The 16,181-nt window shown below is 64.6% G+C and carries 7 protein-coding genes; 5 read left to right on the top strand and 2 right to left on the bottom strand.

Annotated features, from left to right (window positions below; translation table 11 throughout):
• Positions 1–5 precede the first annotated feature (5 nt).
• Genes QSK05_RS18680 through QSK05_RS18670 form a run of 3 tightly spaced genes read left to right on the top strand, consistent with a single transcriptional unit; the run spans position 6 to position 3,375 of the window.
• Entirely contained in the window at positions 6–998 is a 993-nt protein-coding gene (locus QSK05_RS18680; RefSeq protein WP_285598521.1) for an aspartyl/asparaginyl beta-hydroxylase domain-containing protein, read from the top strand.
• Positions 989–2,134 (top strand): hypothetical protein, encoded by a 1,146-nt coding sequence (locus QSK05_RS18675; RefSeq protein WP_285598520.1) that lies wholly within the window; start codon positions 989–991, stop codon positions 2,132–2,134. Before QSK05_RS18680 ends, QSK05_RS18675 begins: the two co-directional genes overlap by 10 nt.
• On the top strand, positions 2,134–3,375 hold the full coding sequence (locus QSK05_RS18670) for an ATP-grasp domain-containing protein (protein WP_285598519.1): 1,242 nt from the start codon (positions 2,134–2,136) through the stop codon (positions 3,373–3,375). The genes QSK05_RS18675 and QSK05_RS18670 overlap by 1 nt, the downstream gene beginning before the upstream one ends.
• Here the strand turns inward: QSK05_RS18670 and QSK05_RS18665 are convergent.
• Positions 3,359–4,345, bottom strand: a complete 987-nt coding sequence (locus QSK05_RS18665; RefSeq protein ID WP_285598518.1) for a phosphotransferase family protein — start codon at positions 4,343–4,345, stop codon at positions 3,359–3,361. The two genes, QSK05_RS18670 and QSK05_RS18665, sit on opposite strands and share 17 nt — an antisense overlap.
• 602 nt (positions 4,346–4,947) lie before the next feature.
• On the opposite strand from QSK05_RS18665, the gene mobF reads away from it, so the two are divergent.
• On the top strand, positions 4,948–9,948 hold the full coding sequence (gene mobF, locus QSK05_RS18660) for a MobF family relaxase (protein ID WP_285598517.1): 5,001 nt from the start codon (positions 4,948–4,950) through the stop codon (positions 9,946–9,948).
• 179 nt (positions 9,949–10,127) lie between these two features.
• On the opposite strand, the gene QSK05_RS18655 is transcribed toward mobF, so the two are convergent.
• Entirely contained in the window at positions 10,128–10,613 is a 486-nt protein-coding gene (locus QSK05_RS18655; RefSeq protein ID WP_285598516.1) for a toll/interleukin-1 receptor domain-containing protein, read from the bottom strand.
• Positions 10,614–11,153: 540 nt separating this feature from the next.
• On the opposite strand from QSK05_RS18655, the gene QSK05_RS18650 reads away from it, so the two are divergent.
• Positions 11,154–16,028 carry a DEAD/DEAH box helicase gene (locus QSK05_RS18650; RefSeq protein WP_352301899.1) on the top strand — a complete coding sequence of 1,625 codons (4,875 nt, stop codon included), beginning with the start codon at positions 11,154–11,156 and terminating at the stop codon, positions 16,026–16,028.
• The last annotated feature ends 153 nt before the right edge of the window (positions 16,029–16,181 follow it).

The following is a 16,181-nucleotide window of genomic DNA, read 5'->3' as shown; positions in this document are numbered from 1 at the left end:
GATTCATGAGTACCTACGCCGCGACCCGGCTGACTCTCGATCTCGATGCACGCCGTCTGCAGGACGAACTCTCGGGCGTCACCGGCCACACGTGGGACCTTCAGCGTTCGCACACCGTCCACGGAATCAGCAAACCGGCCGCCATCGACTGGCGCATCCTGCCGCTGCACAGCCCGGGCGGCGACTCCGAGCGCACCGACCCAGGCGGACCCGGCTGCGAACCGTTCGCGCCGACCTTCTGGCTCGGACAGTTGCCGTACCTGGCGCAGGTGCTGGAATCAATTCCCTCTCCACGCAACGCAGCACGACTGATGGCCCTGGGACCGGGAGCCGTCATCGCCCCGCACCGCGATCTGAAGTACCAGCTCGACCGAGGATTCATGCGCCTGCACATCCCTATCGTCACGACACCCGAAGCGGTGCTGACGCTCGACGGAGTCGAGCACTGCTGGCAGCCGGGAACCTTTTGGTACGGCGACTTCTCCCGCGAGCACTCCGTCCGCAACACCAGCACGACCACCCGCGTCCACGCCGTCATCGACGTCCTACTGACACCAGAACTGACGCGGCTCTTCCCGGACTCCTGGCAGGATCTGCTCCACAGCGACCAAGTACTGCTGAACCACCACAGCTCGAAAACGCCACGGGCTTGGCCTCACTCATCCGCATTCGACTGCCTCGTGCCTACCCATTTCATCGACTTCCAGTCGGACGACTCGCTGGAAGGCCCGCTCGTCCTGGCGCAGATCAAGCACACCGAGAGGAGCCTGAGTCTGACCGTGGACGATCGCGTCCTCGCTCTGGTGCCGGCCGGAGCAGACGGCGAATGGCGTTTCTCAGGCTGGAGCGAACAGCGCACCGTGCAGATCATCGGCAGCGGCGTACTCCTCCTCCGGACCCGCCAAGGTGGCAAGGTCAGCGAACGACTCGTCCACCTCGTACCTGATGACGGGTCGGTGGACGTCGTCTCGGAGGGGGCCGGTTCAGCATGCGCCTGAACAGTTACGACGACTTCACCCCGCTGCACGAGGTCATCGTCGGGTCAGCGGCCAACTACATGGGGCACGACCGCGACCTCTCCTTCGAGCTCTTCCATCACGAGAGCATCACCGGGTTCCGTTCCGACTGGGCCTACCCTCGGCTCACGCGCTCGAACGGCATGAACGCGGAGACGTGGAAGATCAATCAGCGCTACGCCGACGAACTGCACGAGGACGTTGAACAGCTCGCGCAGACCCTCGCCACGTTGGGCGTGACCGTTCACCGGCCGCTGCCCCTGCCCGAGGACGCGACGCCGATCGCGGGCCTGGGCTGGCAGGCCGCTCCGACACCGGCGCTCAACGTCCGCGACAACACGCTCGTCATCGGCGAGCAGATCATCGAGACACCACCGGCGATTAGATCCCGCTACCTGGAAACCCAGCTGCTGCATGGCGTCTTCCAGAACTACGCGCGCTCCGGCGCACAGTGGAACGTCATGCCGAGGCCGACGCTCAGCGACGCATCCTTCGACCTGTTCTATGCCCGCGACTCCACGACCACGTTGGGCGGTCCCACCGAGTCCATCGCTGATCCCCGGTCCGGACCGTACGACGTCGGTCACGAGATGATGCTCGACGGTGCCCAGGTGCTGCGGCTGGGGCGCGACCTGATCGTCAACGTCGCTCAGGACAACCACGAGCAAGGACTGCGGTGGCTCAGAACCCACCTGGGGAAACGGTTCCGACTCCATCGAGTCTGGAGGATGGCCGACAACCACATCGACTCGATGATCCTCGCCCTGCGCCCCGGGGTCTTCCTGGCCCGCCACCACGGCATCCGCGACCTCATGCCCGAGAGCTTCCGCTCCTGGCGCTTCATCGTTCCGCCAGAGCCCGACCACGGCGCGTTCCCGGTTTACGACGATTACGACGACCTCGTCCTGACCAGCCCGTACATCGACCTGAACGTCTTCTCGATCAACGAGCACACCGTCCTGGCGAACGAGCAGTGCACCGGCCTCATCAAGGCCCTCGAAACCGAGGGCTTCGACGTCATCCCGGTCCGGCACCGCCATCGACGGCTGTTCGGCGGCGGTTTCCACTGCTTCACCCTGGACACCCACCGCGACGGAGGGCCGGAGGACTACATCTGATGACGGCTCCCGCTGTGCTTCTGATCGACGCCACGGGCCCAGACGCCGAGCGACTGATGAAGGCGGCCGCAGATCGTCGGTTCACCGTCCACGCGGCCACCAGTCACGATCACGAACAAGCGGCTCGGCTCGTCGGGGTGAGCGGGGCCATCGCCGTTGACTTCGCACAGCCCGACCGCGCCGTTGCCGAGATCGTCGAATACGGCCGCCGACACCGAATCGAGGCGGTACTGACCTTCAACGAGTACCTCACCGTCGTCGTCGCGCAGGTGTGCGCCGCCTTGGGGCTCCCAGGGAACGATCCGAACCGTGCTCCCGCTGCCCGTGACAAGGAGGCAATGGCCACCGCACTGACCAGGGCCGGGGTGCGCGTTCCCGCGACGGTCGTCCTCCACGACCAGCACGATCTCCGTGAGAGGCAGGTTGCGACCCCGTGCGTCGTCAAGCCGGCCAGCGGGGCCGGTTCGGCCGGGGTCACTGTGGTCACGGCATCCGCTGATTTGCCCGCAGCTGTACACGCCGCGCGCTCGGCACGAGGTATGTACGGAAACCAGGATCGGCGCGTACTGATCCAGCCGTTGATCATGGGGCGTGAGTACAGCGTCGAATCCGTCGTCCAGGATGGCGTCGCGCGGCACCTGACCGTGACCCGCAAGACAGTGACCGGCTACCCCCACCGGGTGGAGACCGCGCACCAGGTCCCAGCCGTCCTGGCTTTCGACCAGCAGAGAGTGCTGGACCGCGAAGCGGAACGCGCTATCCGTGCGGTCGGCATCCGCAACGGGGCAGCGCACACCGAGCTCATCCTCGGCCCCGACGGAACATGCACGGTGATCGAGATCGGTGCGCGACTGGCAGCCGGCCAGATCGGGCTCCTGCTTCGCCACGCCTTGGCCATCGACATCTACACCGTGCTGCTCGACATTGCGCTCGGCCGTCCCGCAGCCGTTCAGGAGGCCAGAGGCGGTCACGCCCTGGTCCGCTCCGTCACAGCGCCCGAAGCTGGCCGCCTCATCGCCGTTGAGGGCCTGCCGGCGGTCGGTCCCGGCGTCCCCTATGTCCGGCAGCGCTTCAACCCGGGAGACCGGGTCACGACCGCCGTATCGAACCGCGACCGGGTGGCAGAGTTCGTCGTTGCCGGAACCGACCCCGTCGAGGTCGAAGAACGGGCTGAGAAGCTCGCCGATCAGATCCGTGTCATGGTGCGACCGGAGAGCGGTCTCGCTACGTCAGCTGGTTGAGGATTGCTTCCATAGCCGGGTAGCTGTCGGCGACGAGATCGTCCTTTCCGAGCCGGAGCCGTTCCAGTCGGATCCCGCCCAGATGACGTGCCTCGTAGACCAGCCCTCGCCAACGCGCCTCGGGCGTCTCTGACACCTGGCCGTAGGTCTCCCAGAAGGCCTGACGCTCGTCCTGTTTGGCCTTGGCCATGCGGATGGTCCAGTCAGCTGCCGGGTCACCGAACCAGGTCCGATCGAAGTCCAGGACGCCGGTGATCGTCGGCTCCGGCGCTCCGGACGCCAGGAGGCAGTTGATTGTCCACAAATCACCGGTCAGCAGCATCGGGTCGGTGATCACGTCCAGCACAGGTCGCGCATCGGACACGATCGCCATGACCTTCTGGAGGTCGGCTGAGTCCAGACCCGCGGTGTCGAGGTCGAAGGCGATCGAGTCGAACGACGCCAGCAACGCGTCACTCCAGGACCCGTAGGCGGGGCCAGCCACAGGCCCGAAGTGATCACCGCGCACATCGTGCACCGAGCGGGTGATCGCTCCCATCTGCCGGAAGTACCCCGGGAAGGTTTCTCGTGGGTAGGTGCTCAGGATGTCGGGGGCGGGGACGCCGTCGAGGTAGGTCTGAATCATCCAGTCCCGCTCGATCACGGAGCCGGTCCAGTCCGCGGCGACGACCTGCGGCATGAACTGAGCGATGGGCGCCAACCAGGGCTGGCTGGCGAACTCGTTGCGCATCAGATGACGCTCGCTACGGAACTGACGTTCCGCAGGCGGAGCCGCCCGCAGAATCAGAGGTTCGCCCTGCCCGGTCACCTTGACGCGGTAAACGTTGTTGTACAGGCCAGTGCCCAGCTCGACCACGGCAGTGGGTTCTGCGTCGCCAGGGAAGACGTGAGCGAAGACCGCCCGCACCTCATCAGCCGTCAGCGACTGCTGAAAGGCATCCGCCGGCCGTTCGACAGGACGGAAATCCACTGCAACCCCCTACACCGCAGAACCTTGATCCTCGGCAAGATCCTACCGACCGAAGCGCCATGTCCAGCCATCCAGGCGAGCGCCTCGTCAGGTAGTTGAGGCCCATGCCTCGCTCGCACAGCATTCGACGCTAGTGGAAGTGGAAAACCAGAGACACCTCTTGCACGACATATACTCTGTGCTCACGAAAACAATTGCTAATGAGTTCATTTCAAGTCGCACTGGTTCGGAGAGTATCAGGAGAGGTCGGTGAAGTTCATGAGCGTCCACAGCAGTTCAGGGACGGATCCGGCGACTGAACTTGCCGACCGAAAGGACGCTCTGGTGGTGGGCAGCGCAGCTTGTGGGGCCGCTTCTCACGCCTCAAGAGCCCTTCGGGTCCCTGCGGGACGCCCCTTCGGGCCGCTCTTGACCCGTGAGCCTCGGCGGCTCCCACGGCCAGTCCGTGACGGTCAGGCCGGAGGCCTGACCGCTGCCCGCACGGCCCACCACCAGAGCTCACGACCAGACCCGAAAGCGTCCCCAAAGCCGTTCGAAAACCGAGCAATCGTTGGCTTCGGCCATCGCGCTCACGACATGGTCAAGGGCTGACCGCCGTGGTCATGACGATTGCGAAGCTGACCGCTGGAGACGGCTACCTGTATCTGATGCGGGACATCGCCACCGCCCACGTCGATGCGCGGGCCAAACCGGGCCAGGACGTGAGCGCGTACTACGCGGCCGAAGGCAACCCGCCCGGCATCTGGATCGGCCGAGGACTGCACCTGCTTGGCCTGGCCCCGGACGAGGGCCAGCCCGCCCGCATCGTGCAGGCCGAGCAGATGCAAGCGCTGTTCGGGATGGGTCTGCACCCCGACGCCGACGCTCGAATCCGGGCCTACCAGCGCGAGCGCATCACCGCCGGCATGGCCCCGGATGAGCTGAAGAAGGTCAGCGCCGAGGCTCTGCGCAGCGTCACTCTCGGACGTCCGTTCGCCGCGTACACGCCGCTGGAGCCGTTCGAGGAGCGGGTCCAGGAACGCTTGGCGGCCGTGATCGAGGAGATCGGACGCCCACCGACTCCGGCCGAGGACCAGCGGATCCGAGTCGAGGAAGCCCGCCGCCACCGCGGGTCCGTCGCCGGGTACGACCTCGTCTTCGCCCCGGTCAAATCCGCCGCTCTGCTGTGGGCTCTGGACGAACGAGCTTGGGTTCGCGACGCGGTCATCGCAGCGCATCACGAGGCCAAGGACGCCACTCTGGCAATGCTGGAGCAGCACGCGGCGTTCACCAGGACGGGCACCGGCGGGGTGGCGCAGATCGAGACCAAGGGCCTGATCGGCGTCTCCTTCGACCACTACGACAGCCGCGACAGTGACCCCAACCCCCACACCCATATGGCCATCAGCAACAAAGTCCAGGGCATCGACGGCATCTGGCGAACCCTGGACGGACGCGCGTTGTTCCGCCTCACCGTGGCCGCCTCCGAGCACTACAACACGGCCTTCCAGATCGCCCTGACGGCCAGAACCGGTGTGCGGTTCGAGGCGAGAGAGGCAGACCGTGGCAAGCAGCCGGTGTACGAGATCGCCGGCATTGACCCGGCCCTGATCAAGGACTTCTCCCGCCGCCGCAGTGCCCTGGCGGCCCGGTACGAGGAGTTGACCATCGCCTACCGCTCCGAGCACGGACACGACCCGTCTGCCTCCGTGGCGCACAAACTGTCCCGCCGCGCGAACCTCGACACCCGCCGGGCGAAGCGGGCTCCTCGATCGTTGCCCGAGATGCGCGCAACCTGGCGAGAGCAGGCCCTGACACGCCACGGCCGCGATGCCGTCACCCAACTCATGGCGGTCGTCCAGGGCCCAGAGAACCGCGCTAGTGCCAACGTGAAGCCGATCTCCGTCCAAGCTTTGGCGGCTCAGGTCGTGGCGAACGTCGCGGAGAAGCGCTCTATCTGGACCGTGTGGAACCTGCGGGCCGAGGCCGAACGCCTCGTGAAAGTCACTGCCTCCCGGAACCAACCGATCACCGGCATCAACCTGACCAGCATCGCTCCAGGCATCGCGTGGGAAGTCGACGACGCCCGTCCTGTTCAGTCGGCCGCGTTATCCGTTGCTGGTTTGAAGGAGCACCGAGCCGCCGTGACGGCGGTGGTCGAGCGGGCGATTGCACCGGGCCACAGCATCAGCATCGAGGCTCCCGTTCTTCTGGCCGAGCCCGAGAACCTGAAGCGCTCGGACGGGTCGTCGGTGTTCGTGCAGCATGGGGCCGGCCGCTACACCAACCAAGCGATCTTGGACGCTGAACATCGCCTCGTGCACGCCGCCACCAGCCCCGCTGCCGAGACCAATTCCGTCCCCTCCTCAGCGTGGATGAGCGCCACACTGGACGGATTTGAGGCCGTTCACGGGCGCGCGCTGGATGCCGGTCAGCGGGCGATGGTGACCGCCTTCGCGACCGACGAGCGCCTCCTGTCCGTGGGGATTGGCGCGGCCGGTACCGGGAAGACGACGGCGATGGTCGCTTACCTGCACACCCTGCAAGCGCAGCAGCGCAGACTCATCCCGCTGGCCACGTCCGCGGCCTCCGCCGCCGTACTCGCCAACGACTTGAACGTCCCGGCCGAGAACGTGCACAAGTTCCTGCACGAGCACCTGTCCGGCCGCCATAGCCATGCCCTCGAGACCGGCCGCACCCAGAATCTGCCGCCGGACTTGCGTGCGCTGGCCGTCCGCTCAGGGGACGTCATCCTGGTGGATGAGGCGGGGATGGCTGGCACGTTCACCCTGGACCGGATCACCGCGATCGCCGCTCACCATGGCGCATCCGTGCGACTTCTGGGTGACTACCGGCAGTTGTCCGCGGTGGAGTCCGGCGGCGCGCTGCGCCTGATCGCTGCCGAGGCGGGCGCAGTGGAACTGTCCACCCTGCACCGCTTCCACGACCCGGACGAGGCCGCCGCGACCCTGCAGATCCGCACCGGCGACACGACCGCCCTCCGCTTCTACGAGGAGCATGAACGGATCCGCGGAGGCTCGGTCGAAGCAATGACCGACGCCGCCTACCGAGGCTGGTGGGCAGATGTTCAGGCCGGAAAGGTCTCGGTCATGGTGGCCGCGACCAACGCGGACGTCACCACCCTCGCTGCCCGAGCCCGCGCAGACCGCGTCAAGGCCCGGCAAGTCGAAGCTGAGGGCATCGAGCTACACGACGGGAACCTGGCCGGAACCGGGGACTGGATCGTCACCCGCCAGAACCAGCGCCGCCTGTCCACCCATCGGGGCAAGGACTTCGTCCGCAACGGAGACGCCTGGCACGTCCTGAAGCGCCACGACGATGGTTCGCTTGAAGTCCGCCTCCTGGAACACAGCGGCCAGATACGACTGCCGGCCGCGTACGTCCGCGAGAACGTCGAACTGCTCTACGCGTCCACGGTCCACCGCACCCAGGGCTCCACCGTCGAGACCACGCACGCTCTGATCAGCGCCGGAATGCTCCGCGAACACCTGTACGTCGCTCTCACCCGCGCAGCAGCGGCGAGCTTCCTTTACGTGGCCACCCACCATCTGCTCTCGGTCGACGAAGACCACCGCACCGACGCCACCGGCCACGACCCGAACGCCCGCGCCGCCCTCGAGGTCCTGCACTCGGTACTGAACACAGAAGGGACCGAGGTTTCCGCGACGCAAGCCATCCGCGATGCCCAAGCGGAAAGCGAGTCGCTGGCCACGCTGATGCCGCGCTACGTACATGCGGTCGAGCGCGCGAACGCCGCCGAATACCGGCGCTACCTCAATCAGATAGTCGGGAAGAAGGCCGCGTCGCCGCTCCTGAACGACCCCGCCTGGCCCGACATCGCTCACGCCCTCAACCATGCGGCCACGGCCGGATGGAACCCCAAGGAGATCCTGAAAGCCGTCACTGATGATTCAATCTGGAAGGACATCGTCACCGAACCTAGCCCGTCCGGCAGGCCTGGCGAGGCACCGTCCGCCTCGTCCTCGTCCGCTTCGGCAACCATGTTTACCCAGATGACTTTGAACCTGGGCCCACCGAGCCGAGCCCAGATCCTGGCCGAGCGAATCTCCATCCTGACCGACCATCATCACGCCCCGGCGCCGCTGGCCCAGCCCACCCCTGAAGACGTGGCGCGGTACTCACGACTGATCGCCGGAGTCATCGATGCGGGGACCGTCCTCGATCCTGCGGCTGCTCTGAAACGCCCAGCAGACCCGAGCCCGTTCGCGCCAATCCGACGTACCGAAGCCGTCGCCAGCCGAACCGTTTACAGCGGACTCCTCAGCCCAGCGCTCGGCTCCCGCCTGGCGGAGCGAGCCACCCGCGAAACGGCCTGGCCCGCAGTGCAGGCCGCTTTAAGGCGACTGCACGAGGCCGGTCACGACCCCGCCTACGTCCTCCGGCAGGTCAGCAACCGCCGCGACATCACGAGCGCCCGCAGCATCAGCAGTGTCCTGGCCTGGCGCCTAGGCGAGTACGGCCACAGCCACCCCGTGCCCAAGCAGGTCACCTCACCGGTGAGCAACTCAGCCACCTCAAAGGCGCAGAGGGACAGGACCGCTGGCGAAGAATGGTCGAGGCTCACGTGGCTGCTGAAAGCTCAGGAGAACGCGGGAACTGACGTCACCCGGATCCTGCCCCGCGACTGCCTCGGAGCTACTGCCGACCTGGGAGATCTGATCGCTCATGTGCGCCGATACGCGACGACGAACACCCAACTCACGCCCGCCGAGGCTGGCCTACCGCCGTGGGCGCCAGCTGTCTCCGTGCCCGGCCCGTACATCCAGGCGGCCTCCAGTCAACTCCGCCGACGCGTCGGCCAGCTCGCTCAGCACGTCATCGCCATGCAGCCTGAGTGGCTCCGGCTCCTCGGTGGCGCGCCCGCCGACCCGCACCAACTGGCCCTTTGGCGAGAACAGATCGCCGTGGTTGCTGGCTACCGCGATCAGCACGAGATCACTGACCAAGATCCCTACCGACCGCTCGGCCCGTACATCGAACCGGGCGATCCTAATCATCGAGGCTACTGGCAGGCCTCCCACGCGCTCCACGCAGCTCAGCAGCTCGGTCGTACGCATAATGATGGATCAGAGCGCTCGCGGCGGAAAACGATGAACAGCCCGAGCACGTCCGTTGCCGCCCCCCTGCAAGCGGCCAAGCCGGCTGATCATGAGCGTCTGCAACAGCAGATCGCTGTTGATCTATTCCGGGTGCTGCCCGAGGCGGAACGCCTCGCCGTCAGCGCCGACATCAACGTCAAACTCGGCCGCAGTTGGTTGGGGCCGATCTCAGACTTCGTCTCGAACCTAGATGTCTCTGACCAGGACGCCTTGGTCCAGCACCCCGCCTATGTCGAACAGTTGCACCTCATCCTTCAGGAGCGTGGGCACCTCACCAGCTCCATCCGTGGTTCGAAGGCTTCCAGCGCGGGGGCCGACCAGCAATCCCGTCGAACCACGGCACGCCGCAGTAGTCAGACCAGATACTCGCGTTCGAACCAGGCCGCAGCGCGCGCACCACGTCAGGATGCAACGCCATCGGCCGCTCCGCTAAGAAGACCCCAGGACCCCCAGAGGTATCAGGGGCCGCGTCCGAGGTTCTGAACTGGGAGATTCACTTGGCTGCTTCGGCGACTTCCGGTGAGCGCCATGAAAGCTACCGTGACGAGGTCATCGGAGTGCTGGCCGATCGCTGACCCCGGCCTGAATGGGTGCGGCTGGCAGCCCAGGCCGCCGGTCACACGCACGTGATCTGAAGAGCACCCGGCCTGTGACAGCTCACTTTAGAGGCGTTCGTTTGCTTCTTCATCGGCGAGCGTTCCGACGAGCTCAGCGATCTTTACGATGACGTCCTCAATGGGCTCCTCCGCCGTGCTGAAACCACCACGCGACGCGAGCATGGGGCTCACCTGGTCAAGATCTTCGAACATCACACCGTGCAGGACCGGCACCAGAAGGTTGCGGCGCAATAAAGCGCTGAGCTCAGCGTTCGCGATGCTTCGGTCGGTGCGCAGCTTGTCGAGCATGGCAGGCGTCACCAGGACGATCCCCATACGCGAAGTCACGAGTCCTTTTTCGATCGCCACTCGCATGTCCGTACCAGGCCGAAGGCTCACCTCGCTGAACCACACCGAGACGTTCTTCCCGACGAGCAGGTTGTAGGCATCTTTCGCCGCGGCCTGGCGGTCGGGCCAGGCGTGGCAAAGGAACACGTCGTGCTCCTGGGTTCGTTCCACGGTCGCCGCGCGGACAGGCTCGAGGTCGCGCACCTGCTGCGGCGTGTATGAGACGGTCGACCCGCTCGGCTGCCATGCTGGCCGGGCGCTGCGACGTCCCCCGCCCCCGCTGCTGCTCGCCGGATTTCCGCTCCGACGTGGAGCCGAGGTTGGCGCGGGGTAAGACGACGTCCGCGCGTAGTCATACCCCCCGCCCCGTCCGTGAACCGGGCAGTCAGCGCCGCCACCCCTGATGTGGCCTCGTACGGGCGCAGTGCATTCAGGCATGTATCTGATGCTAGAGCCAACTGTCTCCCTCCCTAAGCATTGCTCCCAGCGCGGCGACGGCCTGGCAGATCAATGACAGGAACGGGCCCACATCCGCGCCGAGAAGGGCCACCACTGGGGCCGACCCCGAAGCCAGGCCCTTCCGCGGCCTGCCCCGGCAAAACGTTCGTGATCATCGCACCGGCAACCAGCCTGTGGAAGGAGCAACCAGAAGACTCCACCACTGCCATCTCGTCGTCAGACACATCCCCTGGCGATCACGCCAACCCGTCGCCGACCGGTGCAGAGTTCGGGCAGGATGCTGGGGTGTCGACGACCATCTTCGAACTCCTGGACAACCTTCGCGCCACCGCGCTCGACGAGCGGGACAAGGGAGACAAGTTCGAACGCCTGATCAAGGCCTACCTAGAGAACGATCCGGAATGGGCCCAGAAGTTCACGGACGTCTGGCTGTGGTCCGATTGGCCGGGGCGCAAGGGACGACCGGACACGGGCGTCGATCTGGTCGCGGTCAACCGGGACGATGATGGACTGACCGCAATCCAGTGCAAGTTCTACGCTGCTGACTCAACGGTGTCGAAGTCCGACATCGACTCGTTCATCAGCGCCTCCGCCGTGGAGCAGTTCACGAGCCGACTGATCTTCGACACCTCTGCGGGCTGGTCGGGCAACGCTGAGCAGACGCTCGTCGGGGTGGCGCAGCGGATCGATATTTCCTACCTTGCTGACGCGGCCATTGACTGGGGGCAGTTCTCTTGGGAGACCCCGCAGATCGTCGTCCCGACCAGTCGTAAGGCGCTGCGCAAGCATCAGGAAACAGCACTCAACAAGGTCTCGGGCGGACTTGCGGTCCATGACCGCGGGAAACTGATCATGGCTTGCGGGACCGGGAAGACCTTCACCAGCCTGCGCATCGCCGAGCATCTGGTGGGAGTGGGCGGCAGTGTCCTGTTCCTGGTGCCGTCCATCCAGCTACTGTCCCAGTCGCTGCGGGAGTGGACAGCGAACGCTGCCGTCGACATCCGTCCCTTCGCGGTCTGCTCTGACGTTCGTGTGGGACGCACGACTCAGATGTCCGAGGACGACAGCGACATCCTCACAATCGACCTGGCCGAACCGGCAACGACCAGTGCACCTACTCTGCTGACCCGGATAAACAGGGGCAAGCACGCGCTCGAGCGGATGACCGTTGTCTTCGCCACCTATCAGTCAATCGACGTGATCATCCAAGCCCAGGAGGCTGGGCTCGCCAGTTTCGACCTGGTGATTTGCGACGAGGCACACCGGACCGCCGGCTTTACCTTGGCCGGCGACCCTACCTCTGCCTTCATGAAGGTCCACGACGGGGAAGCGTTGAAAGCGGCGAAGCGGCTCTACATGACCGCCACCCCCAAACTGTTCGCCGAGGATGCCCGCCGAAAGGCCGACGAGGCTGACGCGGTGATCGCTGACATGGGCGACGAGCAGATCTTCGGCCCGGAACTGCACCGGCTTGGGTTCGGCGAGGCGGTCGAGAACGATCTGCTGACCGACTACAAGGTGCTGGTTCTGGCTGTTGACGAAGACTACGTCGCCGAGAACTTTCAGCAGGTGATGGCAGAGTCCGGTGAGCTCAGGCTGGACGAAACGGCGAAGCTTCTCGGCTGTTGGAACGGGCTCGCCAAGAATTTCACCCCGCAATCCTCTCCGAGCAGTGTCTTCGAGGCCGCGCAGAGCGAGATCACAGACGGTGATAGCCCGGTGAGGCCTTCTCCGATGCGGACCGCGGTTGCCTTCGCTCGGAATATCAAGGAATCAGAAACAGCTGCCAGGGAGTTCCCGGCGGTTGTCGAGCAGGCGCTGGGCGACCTGCCCGACGACCGGGCGCCCCTCTACGTCGAGGCACGGCACGTCGACGGGACGATGGGAATCCAGGAGCGCAACGCGCATCTCGCCTGGCTCAAGGCTGAACCGGTAGACGATACGTGCCGCATCCTCACGAACGCCCGCTGCCTTTCAGAAGGTGTGGACGTGCCCGCTCTGGACGCGGTGCTCTTCCTGACCCCTCGCGGGTCGCAGGTGGACGTGGTTCAGTCTGTCGGGCGGGTGATGCGGAAGGCCCCGGGCAAGGAACTCGGCTACATCATCCTGCCCGTTGTGGTTCCCAGCGGTGCGACCCCCGAATCTGCCCTGGACAGCAACGAGCGATACAAGGTTGTCTGGCAGGTGCTTCAGGCTCTACGCGCTCATGACGACCGCTTCGAAGCCATGATCAACCAGATCGAGTTGAACAAGAAGAAGCCCAGCAAGATCGAGATCATCCCGGTGACCACTCCTCCGGAGATCGAACGCCCTCAGGGCGGTGACACCTCGGCTTCTGATGGCACGGAACCGGCGGTCGAGGGCAGCGAGGCACAAGGCAGCGACGAAGCCGGCACTGGCCAGTCGACGGCTGAACAGACGATGTTCCGGTTCCCGGCCGAACAGTTCCGTGACGCGATGTACGCGAAGATCGTTGCCAAGGTGGGCGAACGGCGTTATTGGGAGACCTGGGCCAAGGGAGTCGCCGACATTGCGGCGGCACACATCACCCGCATCCGGGGGCTGCTGAGCGACCCGTCGTCGAACGCGGCCCGCGAGTTCGACGAGTTCCTGACTGGTCTGCGGGGCAACCTGAACGAGGCGATCACCACCGATCAGGCAATCGAAATGCTCGCCCAGCACCTGGTGACCCGCCCCATCTTCGAGGCGCTCTTCGCGGAATACAGTTTCACCGACACGAACCCTGTGGCGCAGACCATGGAGACGATGCTCACCGTTCTTGACGAACACAACCTAGAGAGCGAAAACGAAACTCTGGAGGCATTTTACGGTGCGGTTCGCCGCCGCGTCACCGGTGTGGACAACGCCGAGGGCAAGCAGCGGATCCTGATCGAACTGTACGACAAGTTCTTCTCTGTCGCCTTCAAAAAGACCGTCGACAAGCTCGGGATCGTCTACACGCCCATCGAGATCGTAGATTTCATCCTGCGCTCCACCGACGACGTGCTGCGACACGAGTTCGGGCAGGGACTTACTGATGAAGACGTCCACGTCCTGGACGGTTTCACGGGTACTGGCACGTTCGTGGTGCGGCTGCTGACCTCGGGCCTGATTCGACCCGAGGATCTGGCCCGCAAGTACGCCAACGAACTGCACGCGAACGAGATCTTGTTGCTGGCTTACTACATTGCCGCCGTCAACATCGAGGCGACCTTTCAGGACCTCACGAACACTGCCGAGTCCTTCCCGGGGCTCATCCTCACCGACACCTTCCAGTCGTGGGAACCGGACGATCGACCGGACCTCAACGTCTTTCCGGAGAACAATCAGCGCCTCGAAAGACTCAAGGCCCTGCCGATCACCGCAATTGTCGGTAACCCGCCCTACTCGTCAGGCCAGGACTCGGCCAACGACGACAATGCCAACGAGAAGTATCCGGCGCTGGACGGGGAGATTCGCCGAACCTACGCCGACCGTTCGACCGCGACCAACAAAAACTCGCTCTATGACTCGTACATCCGGGCCCTCAAGTGGGCCAGCCTGCGCATTCAGGACCGCGGTGTGATTGCCTACGTCAGCAACGGCGGATGGCTGGATTCGAATACGGCCGATGGAATGAGACTCACTCTGGCCGAGGAGTTCTCGAAGATCTACGTCTACAACCTCCGCGGCAACCAGCGGACCGCTGGCGAGCAGTCCCGGCGGGAGGGTGGAAAGGTTTTCGGCGGTGGCAGTCGCGCTACCGTCGCGGTCACGCTCTTAGTCAAGAACCCGAAGCACTCGGGCCCGGCGGAAGTTCACTATGCTGAGGTCGCGGACTACCTGACGACCGAACAGAAGCTGGCGCTGGTCGCAAAGGCCCCGAATGTTCGCAACCTCGAATCAACCAAGATTATCCCGAACGACCACGGGGACTGGCTGAACCAACGGCGTGACGACTTCGAAACGTTCATCCCAATCGCCGAGGTCTTCACTACCTACTCGGGTGGGTTGAAGACCAACCGGGACGCTTGGTGCTACTCCTTCAGCGAGAAAGCGCTGCAGGAGAACATGGTTCGCTTGATCGAGACCTACCAGACGGATCTTGAGCAGGGACGTACCTCGAGCACTGCGACCCGCAACGACTCGTTGATCAGCTGGAACCGGAGCCTCCTCGCCGATCTGGATCGTGGACGGGCTCGAACTTTTGACGAGGATCGCATGACGACGAGCATCTACCGTCCGTTCATGCGACAGCATGCCTACTTCAGTCGAGAACTGAACGACATGGTGTACCGACTGCCTTCGCTGTATCCTGTCCCGGCGATTGAAAATTTCGGCATCTATCAGGTGGGCGCGGGTTCAGCGGTGCCCTTCTCGGTGATCAGCCTGGACTCTCTCCCGGACCTTCACGTAACGGGCGCGGGCAGCGGCGGCCAGTTCTTTGCCCGCTGGCGCTACGAGCCAGTCGACCCGGATGGCATGCTGGGCCTCGATGTGGAAGGCGACGTGATCGACGACTTCCGCAGAATCGACAACATCACTGACCTGGCCCTCCGCAGGTTCTCCGCGGCCTACAAGGGCGAAAACATCTCGAAGGACGAGATTTTTGCCTACGTGTACGGTCTGCTGCACTCACAGGAGTATCGGGCTACCTATGCCGCCGATCTGAAGCGCGTCCTGCCCCATATCCCAATCATGGCAACAGTCGACGACTTTCGTGCCTTCGCTGAAGCTGGCTCAGCGTTGATGAACCTGCACATGACCTACGAATCAGCGCCTCGCTATCCGCTCGGTGGACTGGATGTTCTCGCGTCGGCCGACGACTACGACTTCTTCTCGGTCAGCGACAAGAAGATGAGGTTCGGCGGAACTGCTAAGGCCAGAGACCGCAGCATCATTCGCTACAACGACCGAATCACCTTGACCGGCATTCCTGAGGATGCCCATAGGTACATGCTTGGGAGCCGATCGGCGATCGAATGGATCATCGATCGTTACTACGTCAAGACTGACAAGGCGTCGGGCATCGTCAACGACCCCAACGATTGGTCCAAGCAGGTCGGCGATCCGCGCTACATCGTGGACCTGATCGCCCGTATCGTCACGGTCTCGGTGGAGACGATGAAGATCGTCGACAACCTACCCTCGCTCGAAATTCACAGTCCGACGGCTGAATAGCATGCCTGGGCGGCCTGCACGGTGGGGGAGCAGGCCGCCCAGGCGCTCTACAGGCGAACCCGCCAGAACCTGAGGATCTCATTCGATGCGCTGCGTTTGCTGACGTCAGCGTCAAACTCGGCCATCGCTGGCTGGGGCCTGACTCAGATTTCT

Source organism: Kineosporia sp. NBRC 101731 (genome assembly GCF_030269305.1).
In the GTDB taxonomy this organism is placed as follows: Bacteria; Actinomycetota; Actinomycetes; order Actinomycetales; family Kineosporiaceae; genus Kineosporia.
The sequence above is the reverse complement of the archived record's forward strand: the minus strand, read 5'-3'. Positions and strand labels throughout refer to the sequence as shown.